The 18829-nt window shown below is 70.7% G+C and carries 20 protein-coding genes; 7 read left to right on the top strand and 13 right to left on the bottom strand.

The genetic code is table 11. The features are described from left to right. Positions 1 to 58: 58 nt before the first annotated feature. Entirely contained in the window at positions 59 to 718 is a 660-nt protein-coding gene (locus ABJI51_RS02005) for a MerR family transcriptional regulator (RefSeq protein ID WP_348947149.1), read from the top strand. Positions 719 to 761: 43 nt separating this feature from the next. On the opposite strand, the gene ABJI51_RS02000 is transcribed toward ABJI51_RS02005, so the two are convergent. From ABJI51_RS02000 to ABJI51_RS01985, 4 genes are read right to left on the bottom strand one after another with little or no spacing between them, the layout of a single operon-like run. Continuing rightward, positions 762 to 1910 carry a sulfotransferase family protein gene (locus tag ABJI51_RS02000; protein WP_348947147.1) on the bottom strand — a complete coding sequence of 383 codons (1149 nt, stop codon included), beginning with the start codon at positions 1908 to 1910 and terminating at the stop codon, positions 762 to 764. Between the two features lie 9 nt (positions 1911 to 1919). Beyond that, the gene (locus tag ABJI51_RS01995; RefSeq protein WP_348947145.1) at positions 1920 to 2702 is read right to left on the bottom strand and encodes an SDR family oxidoreductase; all 783 of its coding nucleotides are present in this window, start codon (positions 2700 to 2702) and stop codon (positions 1920 to 1922) included. 2 nt (positions 2703 to 2704) lie between these two features. Then, positions 2705 to 3895, bottom strand: coding sequence for a hypothetical protein (locus tag ABJI51_RS01990; protein WP_348947143.1), 1191 nt, complete (start codon positions 3893 to 3895; stop codon positions 2705 to 2707). Continuing rightward, entirely contained in the window at positions 3892 to 4371 is a 480-nt protein-coding gene (locus tag ABJI51_RS01985) for a nuclear transport factor 2 family protein (protein ID WP_348947141.1), read from the bottom strand. The genes ABJI51_RS01990 and ABJI51_RS01985 overlap by 4 nt, the downstream gene beginning before the upstream one ends. A 39-nt stretch (positions 4372 to 4410) precedes the next feature. Between ABJI51_RS01985 and cysD the strand changes: the two genes are divergently transcribed. Genes cysD through ABJI51_RS01970 form a run of 3 tightly spaced genes read left to right on the top strand, consistent with a single transcriptional unit; the run spans position 4411 to position 8438 of the window. After that, the gene (gene cysD, locus ABJI51_RS01980) at positions 4411 to 5340 is read left to right on the top strand and encodes a sulfate adenylyltransferase subunit CysD (protein WP_348947663.1); all 930 of its coding nucleotides are present in this window, start codon (positions 4411 to 4413) and stop codon (positions 5338 to 5340) included. Then, positions 5340 to 7148, top strand: a complete 1809-nt coding sequence (cysC, locus tag ABJI51_RS01975) for an adenylyl-sulfate kinase (RefSeq protein ID WP_348947139.1) — start codon at positions 5340 to 5342, stop codon at positions 7146 to 7148. Before cysD ends, cysC begins: the two co-directional genes overlap by 1 nt. 39 nt (positions 7149 to 7187) lie before the next feature. After that, positions 7188 to 8438, top strand: a complete 1251-nt coding sequence (locus ABJI51_RS01970; protein WP_348947137.1) for an HNH endonuclease signature motif containing protein — start codon at positions 7188 to 7190, stop codon at positions 8436 to 8438. Positions 8439 to 8655: 217 nt separating this feature from the next. On the opposite strand, the gene ABJI51_RS01965 is transcribed toward ABJI51_RS01970, so the two are convergent. Beyond that, positions 8656 to 9039: a hypothetical protein gene (locus ABJI51_RS01965; protein ID WP_348947136.1), complete on the bottom strand. Its 384-nt coding sequence runs from the start codon at positions 9037 to 9039 to the stop codon at positions 8656 to 8658. Between the two features lie 29 nt (positions 9040 to 9068). Here ABJI51_RS01965 and ABJI51_RS01960 point away from each other — a divergent pair, with 29 nt between their 5' ends. Beyond that, complete coding sequence (locus ABJI51_RS01960) at positions 9069 to 10229, top strand: trypsin-like serine peptidase (protein WP_348947134.1); 1161 nt, start codon at positions 9069 to 9071, stop codon at positions 10227 to 10229. Between the two features lie 7 nt (positions 10230 to 10236). Here ABJI51_RS01960 and ABJI51_RS01955 read toward each other — a convergent pair whose 3' ends face one another. From ABJI51_RS01955 to ABJI51_RS01945, 3 genes are all read right to left on the bottom strand, one after another. Beyond that, positions 10237 to 10890, bottom strand: coding sequence for a response regulator (locus tag ABJI51_RS01955; protein WP_348947133.1), 654 nt, complete (start codon positions 10888 to 10890; stop codon positions 10237 to 10239). Then, positions 10887 to 12113 carry a sensor histidine kinase gene (locus ABJI51_RS01950; protein ID WP_348947131.1) on the bottom strand — a complete coding sequence of 409 codons (1227 nt, stop codon included), beginning with the start codon at positions 12111 to 12113 and terminating at the stop codon, positions 10887 to 10889. Before ABJI51_RS01950 ends, ABJI51_RS01955 begins: the two co-directional genes overlap by 4 nt. Before the next feature lie 66 nt (positions 12114 to 12179). After that, positions 12180 to 12716 carry a snapalysin family zinc-dependent metalloprotease gene (locus tag ABJI51_RS01945; protein WP_348947130.1) on the bottom strand — a complete coding sequence of 179 codons (537 nt, stop codon included), beginning with the start codon at positions 12714 to 12716 and terminating at the stop codon, positions 12180 to 12182. A 169-nt stretch (positions 12717 to 12885) separates the two neighbouring features. On the opposite strand from ABJI51_RS01945, the gene ABJI51_RS01940 reads away from it, so the two are divergent. After that, positions 12886 to 14814: an ABC1 kinase family protein gene (locus ABJI51_RS01940; protein ID WP_348947128.1), complete on the top strand. Its 1929-nt coding sequence runs from the start codon at positions 12886 to 12888 to the stop codon at positions 14812 to 14814. On the opposite strand, the gene lepB is transcribed toward ABJI51_RS01940, so the two are convergent. Beyond that, entirely contained in the window at positions 14738 to 15517 is a 780-nt protein-coding gene (gene lepB / locus ABJI51_RS01935; RefSeq protein WP_348947127.1) for a signal peptidase I, read from the bottom strand. The genes ABJI51_RS01940 and lepB overlap by 77 nt on opposite strands. 29 nt (positions 15518 to 15546) lie before the next feature. Continuing rightward, a complete protein-coding gene (locus ABJI51_RS01930; RefSeq protein WP_348947125.1) occupies positions 15547 to 15879 on the bottom strand; it encodes a YnfA family protein in 333 nt (110 codons plus the stop codon). A gap of 18 nt (positions 15880 to 15897) precedes the next feature. On the opposite strand from ABJI51_RS01930, the gene ABJI51_RS01925 reads away from it, so the two are divergent. Further along, positions 15898 to 16689 carry a DUF4184 family protein gene (locus ABJI51_RS01925; RefSeq protein WP_348947124.1) on the top strand — a complete coding sequence of 264 codons (792 nt, stop codon included), beginning with the start codon at positions 15898 to 15900 and terminating at the stop codon, positions 16687 to 16689. Here ABJI51_RS01925 and ABJI51_RS01920 read toward each other — a convergent pair. From ABJI51_RS01920 to ABJI51_RS01910, 3 genes are read right to left on the bottom strand one after another with little or no spacing between them, the layout of a single operon-like run. Continuing rightward, positions 16679 to 17080, bottom strand: a complete 402-nt coding sequence (locus tag ABJI51_RS01920) for a metal-sulfur cluster assembly factor (RefSeq protein ID WP_348947123.1) — start codon at positions 17078 to 17080, stop codon at positions 16679 to 16681. The genes ABJI51_RS01925 and ABJI51_RS01920 overlap by 11 nt on opposite strands. Then, complete coding sequence (sufU, locus tag ABJI51_RS01915) at positions 17077 to 17526, bottom strand: Fe-S cluster assembly sulfur transfer protein SufU (protein WP_348947121.1); 450 nt, start codon at positions 17524 to 17526, stop codon at positions 17077 to 17079. The genes ABJI51_RS01920 and sufU overlap by 4 nt, the downstream gene beginning before the upstream one ends. Next, the gene (locus tag ABJI51_RS01910) at positions 17523 to 18812 is read right to left on the bottom strand and encodes a cysteine desulfurase (RefSeq protein WP_348947120.1); all 1290 of its coding nucleotides are present in this window, start codon (positions 18810 to 18812) and stop codon (positions 17523 to 17525) included. Before ABJI51_RS01910 ends, sufU begins: the two co-directional genes overlap by 4 nt. Between the last annotated feature and the right edge of the window lie 17 nt (positions 18813 to 18829).

Here is an 18829-nt window from a genome sequence, read left to right as displayed (position 1 = left end):
CTCGATTTCCCGTCATCTTCTTTCGTTTCCGGGCCGCGCCGGACGGTCAGCGGGTGTCATGCGTGCTGACGACGCCGGGCCGAGAAGCCTCCCGCCCCGCACAGACGCCCGCCACACCGGCTCGCTGATGACGGCCGACCGGTTCGCCGCAACGATCGGGTTGTCCTCGCGCACCGTCCGGTCCTACCACGCGCGTGGCCTGCTCCCGCCACCGAGCCGGATCGGCCGCACCCCCTGCTACACCGACCGGCACCTGGCGAGGATGCGGCAGGTCATCGACTTCCAGAGCCGGGGACTGCCGCTGGAGGCCGTCCGGGCCCTGCTGGAACCGGACCTGGTCCTCGGCGAGATCGCCGGCCTCGGCCCGGCGGTCGGCAACGCGGTCCGCCGCCAGCCGGGCCTTCTGGCCGCGCTGACCGACAGCGGGGTGCTGGTCCGCCACGCCGACGGCGGCATCGGGCTCAACGGCGTCCGGGCGGTGCTGGCCGCCCGGGCGCTGTCCGGGCAGGGCGCGTCGATCGACCAGGCGCTGGTCTTCCTGGCCACCGCGGCCCAGGAGGTCATGCCGCTGGCCGAGGACGTGCTCGCCAAGGTGCTCGACGCCGCCGAGGACTGGCTCCCGCGGACCGCCCCGGCCCGCAGCTCGGTCGCCGAGCTGGCCGCGGAGGTGATCCGCACATGCATCCTCCGGGCGGCTCACGCCCAGCCGATCGGCTGACGCCGTCGTGAGTGGGAAACAGTGTTCTAACGCTGTTTCTCACTCACGACGACCCTGCGCCGAAACGCTCGTCGACCTCCTCCGGGCTCAGGCCGAAGTCCTCCAGGCGGTACCGGTGCACCGGCTTGCGCTCCCCCGTCCGGCTCGCCTCGTGCAACGCCGTCATGGCGTCACGGGCCTCCGGGGTGAGCGTCAGTCCGAAGTGGTCGTACACAGTGGACACCGTGCCGAGCGGGTCGGCGACGAAGTCCTCGTAGGCCACGTCGCAGAACTGCGCCGGGTCGTACTTCGTGCGGGCCGCGCGGAACTCCTCGGCGCCGCGGCTCCAGAGTTCGAGCTGGCCGCGGCCGATCACCTCGCCGCGGAACTTCGCCGACCAGCCGTCCGCGGCCTTCTCCGCGAGGCTGCACATCGAGGCCATGATCGTCCGCGGCGCGCGGTGGGTCTGGATCACCAGCGCGTCCGGGTAGTTCGCCATCAGCGCGTCGAGGGCGAACAGGTGGCTGGGGTTCTTGAGCACCCACCGCCTGCCCGCGTCCGGCAGCCCGATCAGCTGCAGGTTCCGCCGGTGCCGGGCGTAGGCGTCCGTCCAGTCCTGCTTCGCCAGCCAGCGCGAGTACCGCGGCACGTGCGCCAGGCACTCGAACGACACCGACCGCATCGACTGCCGCAGCAGCTGCCAGCACTCCTCCACCTGGTCGGCGGACATGTGGTGGACGCCCATGAACTCCGGGTGCTCGACGTGGTGGCGCTCGTACCCGGCCTGGATCCGCTGGAACACCGGGTTCTCCGGCCACGACGAACGCGGCGGCCGCGGCTGCGGGACCTCGGCGAGCCACACCTCCAGCCCCTGGTGAGCGGGGTCCTCGGCGAGCAGCCGGTGCAGCGCGGTGGTGCCGGTGCGGGGCAGGCCGGTGACGAAGATCGGCCGCTCGATGCGCACGTCCGCCGACTCCGGGTGCTGCTTCCAGCCCGCTTCGCTGAGCAGCCGGGCCACCAGCGCGCCACGCAGGAACGCCCGGTGCACCTTGTTGCCGAACGGCGTCAGCTCCGCGTCCGCCTCGTAGGATTCCAGCAGCACGCGCAGGCCCTCGACGTACTCGTCGTCGCCGAAGTCGTCGAGCCCGGTCAGCTTCGTCGCCGAAGCGTGCAGGTCCTCGACGGTGCCGACGTCTTCGCGGCCGGGGAGCATCTCGTCCTCCTAGTGGTGGTATTCGCCGCCGTTGACGTCGAGGCACTGCCCGGTGATCGCGCGCGCCATCGGCGAGGCGAGGAACACCACGGCGTCGGCGATCTCGTCCGGCTCGGGAAGCTTGCGAAGATCTATTGTGGACGCAGTTTCGGCATAGACCTCTTCCGGCGTGATGCCGCGTTCCTTGGCCAGGTAGGCGAAGTACCACTTGAGGTTCGGGGCCCAGATGTAACCCGGCGCGACGGTGTTGACGCGCACGCCGTCCGGGCCCAGCTCGCTGGCCAGGCTCTGCGCCAGCGACAGCAGCGCCGACTTCGCCATCTTGTACGCGCCGAACGTGCGCCGCGAGTGCCGCAGCACCGCGGAGTTGATCATCACCAGGGAACCCTTGCTCTCCTTGAGCGCGGGCAGGAACAGCCGGGTCAGCCGCAGCACGGAGATCGCCGCGGTCTCGAAGCCGCGGCGGACGGCGTCGAGGTCCACAGTGGCCAGATCGGTCAGCGGCGGGACGGCGAAGGCGTTGTGCACCACAGTGTCGACGCGTCCGAAGGCTTCGAGCGCCGCCGTGACGAGGTGTTCGGCCGACTCCGCGTCGTCGATGTCGGTGCGGACCGCGACGGCACGCCGCCCGAGGTCGGTGACCTCCTTGGCAACCTCGGTGAGCCGCGACTCGGTGCGTGCGGCGAGCACGACGTCCGCGCCGGCCTGCGCGCTGCGCACGGCGATCGAGCGGCCGAGCCCGGGGCCGATGCCCGAGACGACGACCACCTTGTCCCGCAACAGGTTCTCCATGCTCACCCCAGCATCCGGGCGGCGACGGCGTCCTGCCGGGCCGCGATCCTGGCCGTCCACTCCTCCGGCGTCACGCGTGCTTCGTCGTAGTACGGCAGCCGGTCGGGCAGTTCGTCCGCCTTGACGACCTCGACGACCGGGCCGTCCTCCGGGCCGAGGTCGCGCGCGAGGCGCTGCCAGCGGATCTGCACGTACCCGCGGTCGTGGCCGGTGAGTTCGAGCCAGTTCGCCAGCCCCGGGTCACGTTCGGTGACGACGAAGCGGAGCTTGCCGTCCGGGTCGACGCGGGCCTGGTCGGCGGTGAGGCTGGTCTGGTGGTTGATGTAGTCGAGCGAGACGTACCAGAGGCTGCCGAGCTGGATGCCCTGGTACGGCGCGTCCGCGCACCGCGGCACCGTGATGATCATCGCCTCTTCCCCGGCCAGCTCGTAGTGCCCGGCCGAGGAGAACTGCGTGGTCAGGCCGCCGGGCGTCGACCGCGGCTCGGTCAGCGTGTTCACCGGCAGGTCGTAGTAGAACCACTTCGGGAAGGCGAGGAACGTCTTGAGCCTGCTCAGCAGGATCTTGCCGGTGACGCCGTAGCGCTTGGCCAGCGCGGAGCGGTCCGGCACCGGCGGCGCCTGCCCGGCGGTGCCGGCGCACCGGATGCGGATCTCGCCGCGGCGTTCGGTGGCCCAGTCGCTGTAGACCTCGCGGACCACGAGCATCGACGAGCCTTCGCCGAGGACGAAGTAGTTCGGCCCCGGGTTCTCACGAGCCGGGCCGAAGCGCAGCTCGAACCGGCCGTCCTCGCCGATCTCGATCTCCCGGTCGTCGAACGCGGCGAGGCTGTCGGGCACCACGACCGGCGAGTAGTCGCCGTTGAGGATCTGGAAGCTGAGGTCGGCGGTGGTGCCGCGGACGCCGGTGACGACGTATTCGCGGTCGGCGCGGATGTTCGCGTTGAAGTACAGCGTGTCCGGGTTGTCCAGGCCCATCTTCGTGTAGGGCCCGGTGGACGCGGTGAAGTACGGGAAGTCACGCTGGTAGGCCCAGGCCATCTGCAGCGACGCGCGGATGCTGCCGGCGAGGTAGTCGTAGCCTTCGAGCAGGTCCTGCTCGGTCTTCACGTGCGGGGCTTCCGCGATCAGCTTCTCGGCCTCGACGATGGCGTCGGCGAACCCCCGGGTCAACGAGAACTCGTTCTCGATCATGCCGGCACGGCCCAGCGGTTCGCGAGCAGCCGGAAGCCCGGGTTGCCCTCCCAGGACTGCAGCGACTCGTAGGTCCGGACGTACCCGATGTGCGACATCCGCCAGGCACCGTCGGCCTCGCGGCGGTAGGCGTCCTCGTAGAACGCGGCGCCCTCGATGATCACCTTGTGCTCGGGCACGATGACCTTGTCGGTGAACGACCACCGCCCGGTCGCCGTGTCGCCGTCGACGTCGATCTCGGGCTGAGCCGCGTGATGCACGGTGATGATGCCGTTGCCGAGGCTCTGGGTGAGGAATTCCAGGATGGCGTCGCGGCCTTCGAACTTCTTCCCCTCGCCACCCACGGCGTGCGTCCCGTAGTCGGCCGTGGCGTCGACGGTGAAGGTGTCGGCCACCTCGTCCCACAGTTTCAGGTCCACCCCGCGCAGGTAGCGGTACTTCAGCCGGCGGATCTCTTCGAGTACGACCAGGTCCATGGTCACAGGGTCCCGCACCGCTTGACCGATGACAAGAACATGTTCTACTTTTTTCGGGTGTCCGTGGCTTATGAGCTGTCGCACCTCGCCGCGCTCGAAGCGGAGTCCGTGCACGTCTTCCGCGAGGTCGCGGCGACGTTCGAGCGCCCGGCGCTGCTCTTCTCCGGCGGCAAGGACTCGGTGGTGATGCTGCACGTGGCGGCCAAGGCGTTCTGGCCGGCGCCGCTGCCGTTCCCGGTGCTGCACGTCGACACCGGGCACAACTTCGACGAAGTGCTGCGGTTCCGCGACGAGACCGTCGCCGCGGCGAAGCTGCGGCTGGTCGTGGCGAGCGTCCAGGACGACATCGACGCCGGCCGCGTCGTCGAGGAGACCGGGCCGCGGGCCAGCCGCAACCGGCTGCAGACGGTGACGCTGCTGCGGGCGATCCGTGAAGGCGGCTTCGACGCCGTGTTCGGCGGCGCGCGGCGTGACGAGGAGAAGGCACGGGCCAAGGAGCGCGTGTTCAGCTTCCGCGACGAGCACGGCCAGTGGGACCCGCGGGCGCAGCGGCCGGAGCTGTGGAACCTCTACAACGGGCGGCACCGGCGCGGCGAGCACATCCGCGTCTTCCCGCTGTCGAACTGGACCGAGCTGGACATCTGGCAGTACATCCGCGACGAGCGGATCGCGCTGCCGCCGTTGTACTACGCCCACCGGCGCCCGGTGGTCCAGCGCGACGGGATGCTGCTGGCGGTCACGCGGCACTTGTCCCTTGTGGACGGCGAGACGCCGTACGAGGCGACCGTGCGCTTCCGGACCGTCGGCGACGCCACGTGCACCGGCTGCGTCGAGTCGTCGGCCACGACACCGTCCGAAGTGGTCGCCGAGGTGGCCGCCACCCGCGTCACCGAGCGCGGCGCCACGCGCGCCGACGACCGGATTTCCGAGGCGGGCATGGAAGATCGCAAGCGGGAGGGCTACTTCTGATGCAGCTGCTGAGGATCGCCACCGCGGGCAGCGTGGACGACGGTAAGTCCACTTTGATCGGACGGCTGCTGTACGACTCGAAGGCGATCTTCACCGACCAGCTCGCCGCGGTGGAGCGCGCCAGCCGCGACCGCGGCGAGGACTACCCCGACCTCGCGCTGCTGACCGACGGCCTGCGCGCCGAGCGCGAGCAGGGCATCACGATCGACGTCGCGCACCGCTACTTCGCCACGCCCAAGCGGAAGTTCATCATCGCGGACACGCCGGGGCACCTGCAGTACACGCGCAACATGGTGACCGGCGCGTCGACGGCCGACCTGGCGCTGATCCTGGTCGACGCGCGCAAGGGCGTGCTGGAGCAGTCCCGGCGGCACGCGTTCCTCGCGTCACTGCTGGGCATCGGGCACCTCGTGGTGTGTGTGAACAAAATGGACCTGGTCGGCTGGTCGCAGGAGCGGTTCGCCGAGATCCGCGAAGAGTTCCGCCGGTTCGCGATGAAGCTCGACGTCGCCGACCTGACGTTCGTCCCGGTATCCGCACTGCACGGCGACAACGTTGTGCACCGCAGCACGAGCATGCCGTGGCACGAAGGGACTTCGCTGCTGCACCAGCTGGAGGAGGTGCACGTCGCCTCCGACCGCAACCTGATCGACGCCCGCTTCCCGGTGCAGTACGTGATCCGGCGCGCGGACTTCCGCGGCTACGCGGGCACGATCGCCGGCGGGGTGTTCAAGCCGGGCGACGAAGTCGTGGCGCTGCCGTCGGGCTTCACGTCCACGGTCCGCGCGGTGTGGGGCCCGGGCGGCACCCCGCTGCCGGAAGCCTTCACCGGGCAGGCGGTGACGGTCGAGCTGACGGACGAACTGGACCTCGGCCGCGGCGCGATGCTGTGCCGCCCCGGCAACCGCGCGGAGTCGGCCCGCGAGGTCGACGCCCTGGTGTGCTGGTTCTCCGCACGGTCGTCCTTGACGCCGGGTGCTTCCTACGCCGTCCGGCACACGACCACCGAGGCACGGGGAACGGTGGAGCGGCTGGAGTACCGCCTGGACGTGACGACGCTGCACCGTTCCCCGGCGGATACCCTTGCCCTGAACGACATCGGCCGCATCCGCCTGCGAACCCGGTCACCGCTGCTGTTCGACCCGTACCGCCGCAACCGCGCAACGGGCGGCTTCCTCCTGGTCGACGAGCACACGGGCGACACGGTGGCGGCGGGCATGATCACCGGAGCCCCGGCCTCCCCGATCGTCTGGCACACGGCGGCGGTCCGCAGAGAGGACCGCCCGACCCGCGGCGCAACGGTGTGGCTGACGGGCCTGTCTGCCTCGGGCAAGTCATCGGTGGCGGTGGAGCTGGAACGCCGCCTGGTCGCGGCGGGCCGCCCGGCGTACCTGCTGGACGGCGACAACCTGCGTCACGGGCTCAACAAGGGTCTCGGCTTCAGCCCCGAGGACCGGGCGGAGAACGTCCGCCGGGTGGCCGAGGTGGCCCGCCTGTTCGCGGACGCGGGAGTGGTGGCGATCGCGTCCCTGATCAGCCCGTACGAGGCGGACCGAGCTTCCGCCAGGGCCATCCACGACGGGCTGCCGTTCGTGGAGGTCTTCGTGGACACGCCCCTGGAGGTGTGCGAGGCCCGCGACCCGAAGGGAATGTACGCGAAGGCCCGCGCCGGGGAGATCTCGGGCTTCACCGGTATCGACGCGCCGTACGAGCGGCCGTCATCGCCGGATCTGGTGCTCCGCCCAGCCGACGGCGACCCGGCGGCGATGGCGGCGTCGATCCAGGCTGTTCTCGACGGGCTTGTCTGACCTCGGGTGCACTCGATCGTGTAGTCGAACTTCTGTTCGATGGCCGGTAACGTGGACGTCGTGGACAGAACCTTCGCCCTGCACGCCGACCCGGTCGCCATCGCCGACTGTCTCGGTGAGCTGTTCGCCCTCATGCGATCGTGTGAGGCTGCGATCGGTGCCATGCTCGTGGGGGTCGAGCAGCGTGGGGTGATGGAGCTGTTCGGGTACCGTTCCGTGTCCCGGTTTCTCGAACACCTTGTTGACCTGCCTCGGCAGGCCGCCGAGGTCTTGGTCAAGCGGGCTCGGCAGCTCCAGCCGGGGCTTGCCCTTGATGGCACGTCGATTCCCGCTTTGGCTCCCGAGGTTGCCGTGGTGGCGCGGGCGGGGCGGTTGAGCAACCCGATGATCGACACCATCGTCGGTGTGCTGCGGGATACTCCTCTCGAGCACCGGGAACGGGTCGAGCAGGATCTGCTGGGGTTTGCTGCCGATGCCGGGCACAAGCAGGTCGCTGTACTCGGTGCGCGGATCCTGGCCCATCTCCATCCCGACGGCCAGCCTCCTCAGGACGCCGAACCCGCCCGCCCGGACCGCGAACTGTCCTTGCGACGCAAGAGATCCGGGGTGTGGGAGCTGCACGGCCGGTTCGATGACGAGACCGGCACCCGGGCAAGCGCGGTCCTCGACGCCCTCGCCCAGCGGCGCTCCACCGACGAAGGGCCCGACCTCCGCTCCCCGCTGGAACGCTACGGCGACGCCTTCTCCGACGCCATCGACCTCGCCGCCAACTCCCCCGAACTCCCCATGCAGGCCGGGGAACGCACCCACGTCATGGTCGCCATCTCCCTCGACGACCTCAAAACCGGCATCGGCAAAGCCCTCCTCGGCGACACCGGCACGATCTCCGCCGCCGAAGCGCGGCTGCACGCCTGCGACTGCATGATCATCCCCGCGGTCCTGGGCAGCCACAGCGAACCCCTCGACGTCGGCCGCCTCCGACGCCTGGTCCCACCCGGCATCCGCCGCGCCCTGTACCTGCGCGACCGCGGCTGCGCCTTCCCCGGCTGCCACCGACCACCCCGACACTGCCAAGGCCACCACATCCGCCACTGGTCCGAAGGCGGACCCACCGAACTGGGCAACCTGGTCCTGATGTGCGCCCACCACCACCGGCTGCTGCACCGCTCCGGGTGGGAAGTACGGATCGCGGCCGACGGGTTACCGGAATTCCTGCCACCAACCTGGCTGGATCGGCGCCGAAAACCCCGACGCAACAACCTCCACGAACCACTGCCCTTCGCAGCATGACGGGGACAGGCCCGCAGCCACACGGCTACGGGCCTACACCCATGCGCGCGAGTCAGTCGCGCTCAACATCGAGGGTCCGCACCGCTGGAGGCAGCAAAGCGAGCCCAGACTGCAAGAAGTGTTCGACCAGCCCGCCACAAGACGCCGCCCGCACCCTCACCCATGCCCTGCGCCGGGTCGATGTCAGCCGGCATCCGCACAACCGGACATTGCAAACTCACCAAGGGCGGACGCGGTCTTCCTGGAAGTCGTAACACACCAGACCGTGCTCCTGTGCCAACTCGGCGACGTGGGCAGACACTTTCCCCACCCTATCCTCGTCGTCCCTGATGTTGATCTGAAGCATCGGGCCGCTCGCGTCTCCGGTCCTGCCAGTGGCCCACGGAGCGTCTTCGGCGTCTTCGAGGTCACCCCAGCGCTGTACGAGAGCCTCGACGAAGCGGGCGATCTTCGGAGTCGCCGGTACGTCGTCTTCCTCCAGGTAGCGCTCAGCGAGCTCCGCGAAGATCTCTCGCGTAACCCCGGCCTGCCCGAACGGGCAGATACGCAGCCACCGCGTATCCACACTGCGGATTCCGTGCTCTTCCGAGTCGAACCGCACCGGGCGGTGAGAACCTGCGAGGAGCGACCATGACCGACGACGCACCGTGGAGCCGGACGCGACAGCTCGAATTCGAGCCCGAAGACGAAGGCGAAGACACCCGGCCATGGGGCTGGGTCACCGATTCGGCCGCCACCTGGTGGTCCGCCGGCGAGCACGGCATCGAACTCGACCGCAGCACCGTCCACCGGGGCGCCTTCACGCTCCGCACCGACGGCCCGCTGCTGCCCGGCCTGCCCGGGCTCGAAGCGCACGAGGAGACCGTCCACACCCGTACCCTCGAACAACGCACCGACCGCACCGGACGCCGGACCCCGAGCGTCGCCCCCGCCGGTGCGCCCTACCGGCCGAAGGGCGTTCCTCTGGGCGTCAACCCGAAAACCACCAGGTCGCTCGGTCCGACTCCGCGGGGCATCACCTCGCGGGGCGGGCGGACCCTGTTGTCGGAGAACCACAGCACGATCATCGACGGCGAATCGCGGGCGCTGGTGTACCCGTCGTCCTATCCCTACACCGCCGTCTGCAAGCTCTACAGCAGCTGGCAGCCCAGCGCGGGCGCCGGCTGGGTCACCACCGGCGAGGCGACCGGGTACCTGATCGGCCGGAGCACGATGATGACCAGCGGCCACGTCGGGCCGCCGACCAACGGGGCGGCGTGGCAGATCAAGGTCATTCCGGCCTGCTGGAACGGCCAGTCGGTGTTCGGGGCCGGCGTCGTCAGCTACGTCCGGTCCTACCACTCGTGGAACTCCGACGCGGGCAGCGACATCAAGATCTGCCGGCTGTGGGACCCGCTCGGCGACCGCGTCGGCTGGTTCGGGTACCGCGGCTACAACAGCGCCTGGGAGGACGGCGACTACTGGACCATGGCGGGCTTCCCCTACGACATCAGCCTGACGTCGATGTCGTACGAGTCCGCGATCGCCGTGCGCGACGACGACGATGGTGACGACATCAACGTCAACGGCACGACCTACGACACGACCCAGGTCGAAAGCGACGCCGACGAGGCCTCCGGGGTGTCCGGCGCACCCCTGTGGGGCTGGTGGGACGACGGCCCGTACGCGATCGGCGTCCACCACGGTGTCGAGCACGACGGGACGATCTTCGGCACCGAGACGCTGTCGTGTGCTTCCGGCGGCGCCGGCTTCACCCAGGCCGCCGCCTGGGGCCGCAGTTCCTGGGGCTGAGCGACGGTCAGCCCGCGGGCGTGACGAACCCCGAGTCGTAGGCCCGGATCACGGCCTGCGTGCGGTCGCGGGCCCCCAGCTTGGCCAGCACGTTCCCGACATGGGTCTTCACCGTCTGAACGCCCAGATACAACTCCCCGGCAATCTCCACATTGGACAAACCGCCCGCCATCAGCCGCAGGACCTCGCGCTCTCGCTCGGTCAGGCCCGCGCCCGCCAGCCCGTCTCCGCGCGGCGATGGCGTTTGGTGGGCGGCCAACCGGCGGATTGCCGCCGGGAACAGCAGGGACTCGCCCGCCAGCACCGTTCGGATCGCCGCCACGATCTCCTCCGGGCGGGCCCTCTTGAGCAGGAATCCGCTCGCCCCGGCGCGCAACGCGTCGTACACGTAGTCGTCGTTCTCGAACGTCGTCACCACGATCACCTTCGGCGGCGACTCCACAGTGGACATCAGGTGCGTGGTGGCCCGGATCCCGTCCACCGCCGGCATCCGGACGTCCATCAGCACGACGTCGGGGCGCAGGCGGGCCACCAGGCCCGGTACCTCCGCTCCGTCGGCTGCCTCGCCCGCCACCGACAGGCCGTCCTCGCTGTCGATGATCGCGCGCAGGCCTGCCCGGATCAGCGGCTCGTCGTCGACCAGCAGCACCCTGACACTCATCGCCCGCTCCCCCACGGCACCCGCACCGCCACATCCCAGCGCTCGCCCACCCGGCCCGCCGACAGCGTGCCGCCGAGGACCGCTGCCCGCTCGGTCATGCCGCGCACGCCGCGGCCGCCTCCGGGGCCGCCCGGGCCTCGCCCCAGCGGGTTCGACACCCTGGCCACCAGTCCGTCGGCCGCGATGTCCACCGTCATCGTCACCGGGACCCTACCGGCGTGCCGCACCGCGTTCGTCAGGCATTCCTGCAGGATGCGGTACACCTCGCGGGACACCACCGGCGGGACGGCGGCCAGGTCGCCGGTGATGTCGGCCGTCACCTCCGTGCCCGCCGAGCGGGTTGTCTCCAGCACCGTCGGCAGCTCGGTGAGCAGCGGCTGCGGCGCCCGGCCCGCCGGCTCCTCGCGCAGCAGCCCGAGCACGTGGTCGAGGTCGTCGAGCGCCGTTCGCGCCGACTCCTCGATCGCGCTCAGCGCGCGCTCGGTGAACTCCGGGTCCGTGCGCAACGTCCGCCGCGCGGCTCCGGCCTGGACCGTGACGACGCTCAGTGCGTGACCCACCGAGTCGTGCAGTTCCCTGGCCAGCCGGTTGCGTTCGGCGAGCTGCTCGGTGCGGCGTTCGAGCCGGGCGATCCGGTCCGCGGCGCTCATCCCCAGCAGCCGGACGGCGGCCCGGCGCAGCAGCCCGCCGGTCATCCCGACCGCGTAGATCAGTAGCACCACCCCGGTCCCGAACACCACCGGCAGCCACACCGACGCCCACCCGGCCGGCACGGTGACCGTCTCGCCGTCGCCGAACTCGAAGAGCCGCCCGGTGAACACGGCGCCGACCGACAGCCCGACCGCGACGGGCGCGAGCAGGCTGAAGAAGCTCACCACGAATCCGGTGGCCACGTGCAGCACGAACATCGCCGCGGCCCGCAGCCGCCCCTGGCGGGTCGACGGCCTCGACGGCGCGCCGGGCACCGGGTCGTCGAGCAGTTCCCGGACCGCGGCGGACTCCAGCACGTGCACCGCGGGCAGGAAGGCGGTCGCGACCAGCACGGCCAGCGTGAGCAGGCCGCCGATCAGGCCGGCCTGCTCCAGCGTGGTGACGAACGGCAGCACCGACGGCACGGCAACCGCCGAGAAGAGCAGGTAGGGGACGCTGATGGCGCCGCCCAGCACGAGGTAGACCCACCGCCGGTAGGTCGCCTTGCTCGCCAGTGGCCGGAACACACGCACGCGCCGATCTTCGCAGCCGGCCCGCGGCGGGCGCCTCCCTCTTGCGATGGAAGCGCCCCGGACCGGTCAGAACGCGACCGTGCGGCTCTCCGTCGCCGCGAAGCCGTTCACCCACAACGACTGCACCTTCGCCGCCTCGGCCGCCGACGGCTTCGCGTTCTTGCAGGCCGTTCCCGGGCCGTGGCCGGACATCAGCTCCGTGCACGGGCCGCTGTAGTGGTCCGGCAGGCCGAGGTTGTGCCCCAGCTCGTGCGCGGCGATGCGGGTCGGGTCGTAGCCCTCCGCCACCTGGCTCGTGTCCAGGTAGATCTGGCCGCGGCCGTGGCCGTTCGTGTTCGTGTACGAGCCGCCGCTGTGCACCTCGTGGAACACGATCGTGGCGCCCGTGGCGCGCTTGACCAGCTTCACGTCGGTGACCGCGGCGTTCCAGTTGGCCGCGCCCTGGTCGATCTGGGCGAGGTAGTCCGGTGCGCCGGATGAGCTGTAGTACAGCGTCGTGACGGCGGCCGCCGAGGCCTCGGGGCCCGCCGCCAGGCCCAGGCCGAGCGGGGCCGCGACGGCCGTCGCCAGTGCCACGACCCGGCCGAGCACGCGTCCGTTCATCGTGTCTCCTTTTGTCCGGTTAGAGAACACTTCACCGTGGTTCGCGCGATCAGGTTAGAAGCCCACGTGCACCGGGAGCCACGGCCGAAAGTCGTTCCCTCCCGGGAGGGAGGCCGTTCCCGCCGATGCGTGAGCCGCCCGGCCCGGCCGCCGTGGTCTGCTCCGTGGCGTGGACATCCTGCTGGGCTTGCTGACCCTCCCCCTGTACGTGCTGACGTTGTGGCCGCTCGTGGTGGCGTCCCGGCGGGTGCTCGGCGTCCGGATCGGCGCCGTGCGCGCGTTGTGCGCCGCTGCGTTCGGCTGGCTCGTCGCGGGCGGCATCGGGCAGGCGTTTCCGGTTTCCCTGCTGCACAACGGCGGCGCGGCGCTCGGCCTGCTGATCCCGTTGGCGGGCAGCGCTTTCCTCGCGACGCTGATCTTCCTTCTCGTCGCCGAAATGGCGCTGCCCCACGGCGTCGGGCTCGGCCGGCTGCGGTCGCGGCTCTCGCGCACCCGGCGGTACTCGCAGATCAGCCGGATCGCGCTCAAGCACGGCCTCGGCCGCTACCTGGCCGGCCGCCGCGAACCCGGGCTGCCGCCGGGGCGCCACGCCAAGCTCGCGCGGTCGCTGCGCCGGGCGCTGGAAGAGGGCGGCGTGACGTTCGTGAAGCTCGGCCAGCTGCTGTCCACGCGCGCGGATCTGCTGCCCGCGGTGTTCGTCGAGGAGCTGGCGAAACTGCAGGACCAGGTCGCGCCCGCTCGCGCCGACGCCGTGTGGGCCCTGCTGGCCGCGGAACTCGGCGGCTCGCCCGACGACGTCTTCGCCGAGTTCGACCCCGAACCGCTGGCCGCCGCCTCGATCGCCCAGGTCTACCGGGCCCGGCTGCACAGCGGGGAGGACGTCGTGGTCAAGGTGCAGCGCCCGGGCGTGCGCGAGCAGGCCGAGCGGGACATCGACATCGTCCGGCGCGTCGCCGTGGCGCTGGAGGAACGCGCGGACTGGGCCCGCTCGCTCGGCGTGGCCGAGCTGGCCGAGGGCTTCGCCGCCGCCCTGGCCGAGGAACTCGACTTCACCATCGAGGCCCGCAACATCACCGCGATCGCAGGCACCCCGGACGTCGCACTGCCGAAAGTCCACAAGGGACTGTCCACCGACCGCGTGCTCGTCATGTCCTATTTGGACGGCAAGCCGCTGACGACGGCGCCGCCGTCCGAGCGGGCGCGGCTCGCCCGGTCGCTGCTGCGCAGCCTGCTCCACCAGGTGATGATCGGCGGCGTCTTCCACGCCGACCCGCACCCGGGCAACCTCCTGCTGCTGGCCGACGGCAGGCTCGGCCTGCTCGACTTCGGCTCGGTCGGCCGCCTCGACGCCGGGCTGCGCGGCGGCCTGCAGAACCTCCTGCTGGCCCTGGACCGCGGCGACCCGCCTGCCCTGCGTGACGGGCTGCTGGAGATCGTCGACCGCACGGACGACATCGACGAGCAGCGCCTCGAACGCGCGCTCGGCGCCCTGGTCGCGCGGCACTTCGGCCCCGGCCGCACGCCGGACCTCGACCTGTTCACCGGCCTGTTCCGGGTGGTCGCGGACTTCCGGCTGAGCGTGCCGCCGCCGGTCGCGGCGGTGTTCCGCGCGCTGGCCACGGTGGAGGGCACGCTCGCCGCGCTCGACCCGGGTTTCGACATCGTCGCCGAGTCCCGCGCGTTCGCCGTCGAGCAGGTCGGCGCGAGCCTGCGGCCGGATTCCATGCGCCGCACCGCGGTCACCGAGCTGACGGCACTGCTGCCGGTGCTGCGCCGCCTCCCCCGCCGCATGGACCGGATCGGCGCGGCGCTGGAGGAGGGCAGGCTGTCGGTCAACGTGCGGCTGTTCTCCGACGAGCGCGACCGCGACGTCGTCACCGGCCTGGTCCACGAGGTCCTGCTGGCCTTCACCGGCGCGGCCACCGGGCTGATGGCGGTGCTCCTGCTGACCGGCGCGGGCGGGCCCCGGATCCTGCCGGAGCTGACGCTGCACCAGGTGTTCGGCTACAACCTGCTGGTGATCAGTGCGCTGGTGGGGCTGCGGCTGCTTTTCGTCGTCTTCCGGCGTTCCGGACGAGCGTCACGATCAGCCCGATGAAGCCGGCGACGAAGAGCACGAACCCGCCGAGGACCCACCACCGCAGCAGCGGCAGGGTCGAGTCCCCCGACGGCGCGCCGGGCAGGCCCGCGTCGGTGAACGAGGTGACCTCCGGCAGCGCGGCCGGGGTGACGACGGTGCCGGTGGCGACCACGAAGCCGCGGACGCCACTCAGCTGCACGACGCCCCGGAACCGCGAGTCGTAGGCGTTGCCGCGGTTGTCCCCGGCGACGAAGACGGTGCCCTCCGGAACCTTGACGGAGAACGTCTTGGTGGCGACAGGGTCCTGCGCGAACTCCCCGGTGCTGAGGTAGGGCTCGGTGACCGGCTTGCCGTCGACGGTCAGCTTGCCGTCGGTGCAGCAGGCAACGGTGTCCCCGGCAACCCCGACAACCCGGTAGACGCTGGTGCCCGGCTCGTCCTTGCTCGCGAAGGCCAGCGCGTCGAAGAGGATCACGTCCCCACGGCGGACGTCATCGCCGTCCCGCTCACGGACCACGACGCGGCCACCCTCGGGCAGCGTGGGACTCATCGCCCCGCCGGGGGTGACGTAGGCCCGGTAGCCGGTCATCAAGGTGAACAGCCCGTAGGCCCCGGCCCCGACGCCGAGCACCATGAGGATCACCATCACCAGCACCATCGGAACAACACGACGCGGCGTCGACGTTTCGGACGGCGCGGGCGGGAAGGACAGTTCGGTCACGATGATCTATCGCGCCCCGGCCTCCACCGTTACTCCGTTCGGGGCGCGTACATGATCACCGCGACTCCGGCCAGGCAGAGCAGGGCGCCGAGGACGTCGTAGCGGTCCGGGCGGTAGCCGTCCGCGATCATTCCCCAGGCCAGTGAGCCCGCTACGAACACTCCGCCGTATGCCGCGAGGATGCGGCCGAAGTGGGCGTCCGGCTGGAGCGTTGCCACGAAGCCGTACACGCCCAGTGCGAGGACTCCGCCGCCGATCCAGAGCCAGCCGCGGTTTTCGCGGATTCCCTGCCAGACCAGCCAGGCGCCGCCGATTTCGCAGGCTGCCGCGGCCAGGAACAGGAGAATCGAGCGCAGGACCACTCCGGGATACTAGCCCCTGTGCCGTTCACGTTGAGTCATCCCGCCGCCGTGCTGCCGCTGGCGAGACGGCCGCTCGTGGCCTCCGCGCTCGTTGCCGGTTCCGTGGCGCCCGATCTCTTCTGGTTCGTGCCGCGGCTTCCCGGGGTGGGCCTCACCAGGACCCATGAATTCACGTCGGTCCTCTGGCTCGATCCGCTGCTCGCCCTGGTGCTGCTCGCCGTCTTTCATCTGCTGCTGAAACGGCCGCTGCTGGCGCTGGCGCCGGAATCGCTCGCCGGACGGCTGCCTCGGCACTTCAGCTGGAAACGTCCGGGCTGGATTGCGCTTTCGCTGGTGCTCGGCGCCGCCACGCACGTCGGGTGGGATGCCTTCACCCATGAGCACGACGGGCTGCCGTTCCTGCGGACTCCGCTCGTCACCGGGGTCGATGTCGGGCGGCTGATCCAGCTTCTCAGCACGATCGCCGGCGCCGTGGTTCTCGCGTGGTGGCTGCGGAACTGGTACCGCACCACGCCGTCCGCACCGGCTCCGCCGCCGACGCGGTTCCGGAAGCCGGTCTTCGGCTTCCTGGCGGCCGGGGCGCTGACCGGTGTGCTGACGCAGGTGCTGCCCTTCCTGGCCCACCATGACCCGATGACCCGCGCGGGCGTCTTCGGCAACGCGACCTACCTGCTGGCCACCGGCGCCTGCAGCGGGTTTGCCGCCGCCCTCGGTTTCTACGCGCTGGCCTGGCACGTGCGGTATAGGGCGTTATACGCAAAGAAGGCCGCTCCGGGGAGCGGCCTTCCTGCGGGCGGAATCAGACGGTGAAGCCGAGGGCGCGCAGCTGCTCGCGGCCGTCGTCGGTGATCTTCTCCGGGCCCCACGGCGGCATCCAGACCCAGTTGATCCGGAAGTCCTTGACCAGGCCGCCGGAGGTCAGTGCCGCCGCCGTCTGGTCCTCGATCACGTCGGTCAGCGGGCAGGCCGCGGACGTCAGCGTCATGTCGAGGGTAGCCGTGTTGTCCGGCTCGACGCGGATGTCGTAGACCAGGCCGAGGTCGACCACGTTGATGCCGAGCTCCGGGTCGACGACGTCGCGCATGGCCTCCTCGACGTCTTCGATCTTGGCGAGGTCGAGGTCCTGCTTGGCGGTGGTCTCCGCGTCGAGGTCGGCGGCGGTCCGACCTTCACGAGCGGCAGTGGCGGTTTCTTCGGTCATGCCTTCTCAGCTCCACTGGTCGTCCGGGCGACGGCGTCCTTGAAAGCCATCCAGCCGAGGAGGGCGCACTTGACGCGGGCCGGGTACTTCGCGACGCCCGCGAAGGCGACCCCGTCCTCCAGCACGTCCTCGTCCGGCTCGATCTTTCCCTTGCCCTGCATCAGTTCCACGAAGGCGTCCATGGTGGTGAACGCCTCCTCCAGCGTGTGGCCGACGACGAGATCGGTCAGGACCGACGTCGAGGCCTGGCTGATCGAGCAGCCCTGGCCCTCGTAGGAGACGTCGGCGACCTTCCCGTCGTCGAGCTTGACCCGCAGCGTCACCTCGTCGCCGCAGGTCGGGTTGACCTGGAACGACTCGGCGTCGTACGGGTCGCGCAGGCCGCGCCCGTGCGGGTTCTTGTAGTGGTCCAGGATGATCTCCTGGTACATGCTTTCCAAGTTCACTGCGCCACCCCGAAGAACTTCTGCGCCTCGCGGATGCCCGCGACGAGCGCGTCCACTTCGGACAGATCGTTGTAGAGGTAGAACGACGCGCGCACGGTCGCCTGCGCGTTGCAGGCCCGGTGCAGCGGCCACGCGCAGTGGTGGCCGACGCGGACGGCGATGCCGAGGCTGTCGAGCACCTGGCCGGCGTCGTGCGGGTGCACGCCGTCGATCACGAACGACACCGTCGCGCCGCGGTCCTTCAGGTCCGTCGGGCCGATGATCCGGACGCCGGGAATGGCGCCGATGCCCTCGATGGCGGCCGCGGCGAGCTGGTGCTCGTGCGCCGCGACGCGGTCCATGCCGATGGCCGAAAGGTAGTCGACGGCCGCGCCGAGGCCGATGGCCTGCGACGTCATCGGGACGCCCGCCTCGAACCGCTGCGGCGGCGGCGCGAAGGTCGAGCCCTCCATCTTCACCATCTCGATCATCGACCCGCCGGTGAGGAACGGCGGCATGGCCGACAGCAGCTCGGTCCGTCCATACAGGACACCGATGCCGGACGGGCCGAGCATCTTGTGCCCCGAGAACACCGCGAAGTCGACGCCGAGGGCGTGGAAGTCCACGGCGAAGTGGGGCACCGACTGGCACGCGTCGAGCACGGTGAACGCGCCTGCCGCGCGAGCCTTCTCGACCAGCACGGAAACCGGGTTGACCGTGCCGAGCACGTTGGACTGGTGCGCGAAGGCGACCACCTTGGTGCGCGGGGTGATCAGCTCGTCCACATCGGACAGATCGAGGCGGCCGTCCGGCGTCACCTTGAACCACTTCAGCGTCGCCCCGGTGCGCTGGCACAGCTGCTGCCACGGCACGAGGTTCGCGTGGTGCTCCATCTCGGTGACGACGATCTCGTCACCCGGCCCGACGACGAACCGCGCGGCCTCGGGACCGGCCGTGGCGGCGTTGCCGAACGAGTACGCGACCAGGTTGATGCCCTCGGTGGCGTTCTTGGTGAACACCAGCTCCTCGGGGTCGGCGCCGGTGAACTCGGCGATCTTCGCCCGCGCGGACTCGTAGGCGTCGGTCGCCTCTTCGGACAGCTGGTGCGCGCCGCGGTGCACGGCCGCGTTCGACGTCTCGACGTAGTGCCGCTCGGCGTCGAGCACCGCGGTCGGGCGTTGCGACGTCGCGCCGGAATCCAGGTACACCAAGGGTTTCCCGTCGCGGACCGTGCGCGACAGGATGGGGAAGTCGGCCCGCAGGGCCGCCACGTCGAGTGGCACAGAACCGGCCGAGGTGGTGGTCATCGGGCCGACTCCTCTCT

The organism is Amycolatopsis melonis (assembly GCF_040064235.1).
GTDB classification, from domain to species: Bacteria; Actinomycetota; Actinomycetes; order Mycobacteriales; family Pseudonocardiaceae; genus Amycolatopsis; species Amycolatopsis melonis.
The sequence above is the reverse complement of the archived record's forward strand: the minus strand, read 5'-3'. Positions and strand labels throughout refer to the sequence as shown.

What these genes read in the sequence shown, in the direction of transcription:
- ABJI51_RS02005 (WP_348947149.1), top strand. Translation starts at nt 59, where the DNA reads ATGCGTGCTGACGACGCCGGGCCGAGAAGCCTCCCGCCCCGCACAGAC.
- ABJI51_RS02000 (WP_348947147.1), bottom strand. Translation starts at nt 1,910, where the DNA reads ATGCTCCCCGGCCGCGAAGACGTCGGCACCGTCGAGGACCTGCACGCT.
- ABJI51_RS01995 (WP_348947145.1), bottom strand. Translation starts at nt 2,702, where the DNA reads ATGGAGAACCTGTTGCGGGACAAGGTGGTCGTCGTCTCGGGCATCGGC.
- ABJI51_RS01990 (WP_348947143.1), bottom strand. Translation starts at nt 3,895, where the DNA reads ATGATCGAGAACGAGTTCTCGTTGACCCGGGGGTTCGCCGACGCCATC.
- ABJI51_RS01985 (WP_348947141.1), bottom strand. Translation starts at nt 4,371, where the DNA reads ATGGACCTGGTCGTACTCGAAGAGATCCGCCGGCTGAAGTACCGCTAC.
- cysD (WP_348947663.1), top strand. Translation starts at nt 4,411, where the DNA reads ATGTTCTACTTTTTTCGGGTGTCCGTGGCTTATGAGCTGTCGCACCTC.
- cysC (WP_348947139.1), top strand. Translation starts at nt 5,340, where the DNA reads ATGCAGCTGCTGAGGATCGCCACCGCGGGCAGCGTGGACGACGGTAAG.
- ABJI51_RS01970 (WP_348947137.1), top strand. Translation starts at nt 7,188, where the DNA reads ATGGCCGGTAACGTGGACGTCGTGGACAGAACCTTCGCCCTGCACGCC.
- ABJI51_RS01960 (WP_348947134.1), top strand. Translation starts at nt 9,069, where the DNA reads ATGACCGACGACGCACCGTGGAGCCGGACGCGACAGCTCGAATTCGAG.
- ABJI51_RS01955 (WP_348947133.1), bottom strand. Translation starts at nt 10,890, where the DNA reads ATGAGTGTCAGGGTGCTGCTGGTCGACGACGAGCCGCTGATCCGGGCA.
- ABJI51_RS01945 (WP_348947130.1), bottom strand. Translation starts at nt 12,716, where the DNA reads ATGAACGGACGCGTGCTCGGCCGGGTCGTGGCACTGGCGACGGCCGTC.
- ABJI51_RS01920 (WP_348947123.1), bottom strand. Translation starts at nt 17,080, where the DNA reads ATGACCGAAGAAACCGCCACTGCCGCTCGTGAAGGTCGGACCGCCGCC.
- ABJI51_RS01910 (WP_348947120.1), bottom strand. Translation starts at nt 18,812, where the DNA reads ATGACCACCACCTCGGCCGGTTCTGTGCCACTCGACGTGGCGGCCCTG.